The sequence below is a fragment of the Thermodesulfobacteriota bacterium genome (assembly GCA_039028315.1).
Taxonomy (GTDB): domain Bacteria; phylum Desulfobacterota_D; class UBA1144; order Nemesobacterales; family UBA2774; genus CR02bin9.
This window is the reverse complement of the sequence record JBCCIH010000270.1, coordinates 1-1,673: the sequence shown is the minus strand read 5'-3', so window position 1 is coordinate 1,673 and position 1,673 is coordinate 1. Positions and strand designations below refer to the sequence as shown.

General features: G+C 40.2%; 1 protein-coding gene and 1 tRNA gene. One reads left to right on the top strand and one right to left on the bottom strand.

Annotated features, from left to right (window positions below; translation table 11 throughout):
- Positions 1–312: 312 nt before the first annotated feature.
- A tRNA-Ala gene (locus tag AAF462_11875) sits at positions 313–388 on the bottom strand.
- Between the two features lie 109 nt (positions 389–497).
- Between AAF462_11875 and AAF462_11870 the strand changes: the two genes are divergently transcribed.
- A partial coding sequence (locus tag AAF462_11870) for a homoserine dehydrogenase (GenBank protein ID MEM7009820.1) occupies positions 498–1,673 on the top strand: 1,176 nt, incomplete at its 3' end.

Sequence of the window (1,673 nt, the reverse complement as noted above, 5' to 3'; positions counted from 1 at the left end):
TTTAATCATATTAAGACCTCCTGTTTTTTTGTTTCAACTCTAATAACGAACGGGGCCTTTATTTGATCGCAGCAATTTTACTCTAGCTATAAAAGCCTAATTGAAAAATTTAATTGAGAGGACAATCCGGGCGGTATTAGAGTTGTTAGACTTTGGAAAAGTGAGCCAGGCTAACTCGTGCTAGCTCTACTACTTTCCAATATGACAATAGTACTCGTTAGTCCATGTAAACAGAGATAGTATCTGCTGCAACTTTTAGCCCAAAGCAAATCGAAATAATCTTATAAAATTTTTTGAAAATGTTTGAAGATTTGGTGGAGCCGATCGGGATCGAACCGACGACCTCATGAATGCCATTCATGCGCTCTCCCAGCTGAGCTACGGCCCCAAGGATGCGTAATAATTTATGTCCGCTTTTATTCAAAGTCAAATAAAATGATGTATACTTCGTTGTTTTAAAACTTTTGAGATAAACCTTGTGAAATAAGGAGATTTATATGAGTGTAGTGAATATAGGGCTGATAGGTGCAGGTACAGTCGGGTGCGGAGTAATTAAGGTACTTAATCAGAACAAAGAGATAATAGAGAACAGAACCGGAATAAAGTTAAATTTAAAAACGATCGCAGATAATGATCACAAACGAAAAAGACCCATCAGGCTTCCTCAAAAAAAACTTATCAAAGACGCTTGGGATCTGATTAATGATGATTCAATAGACATAGTAGTAGAGCTCGTGGGCGGAACGGGAATAGCAAATGATTTTGTAATGGGATCCATTAAAAACGGCAAGCATGTCGTAACGGCAAATAAAGCTCTTCTTGCTCACCATGGCAAGAAAATATTTGGCGAGGCCGCAAAGAAAGGCGTTGAGGTAGGCTTCGAGGCAAGCGTTGGGGGTGGCATTCCGATTATCAAATCTACTCAGGAAAGCTATGCTGCAAATAACATTTTATCAATACACGGCATTATGAACGGAACCTCAAATTATATATTATCGACAATGACAGATCATGGTTATGAATTTGAGGATGTGCTTAAAGAAGCCCAAGAAAAGGGATACGCAGAGGCAGATCCTTCCTTTGATATTGATGGGGTAGATGCTGCACATAAGCTCTCTATTTTGATAATGCTTTCATTCGGCACTTTTTTAAAGTTTGAGAAAATACATGTAGAGGGGATAAGAAATATTACATCTCTAGATATAGCTTATGCTGACGAGCTTGGATATAAAATTAAACTCTTAGCAATAGCCAAAACAAGGGAGGGTGGACTTGAAGCAGGTGTTTACCCTGCACTGGTTAGAAAGGGCACTCAGCTTGCAGATGTCTCAGGAGCATTTAATGCAATTTATGTTGTCGGGGATGCGGTTGGTCCAACAATGCTATACGGCATGGGCGCGGGTATGATGCCAACAGCCAGCGCAGTAGTTAGCGATATAATACAAGTGGCAAAACACCTTAGCCTTGGAAACAATCACCCCTCAGCTCCGAGACCTTACGGAAGCAATGGAGGCAGTGAGCTTATAAAAATGAGCGAGACTAGCTCAAAATACTATCTTAGATTCCAAGCTGCAGACATTCCTGGAATACTCGGCAATATTACAAGCTGTCTTGGCAAAAACAATATAAGCATAGAGTCCGTTATTCAAAAAAGCAGACACCTCGGAGGTGGC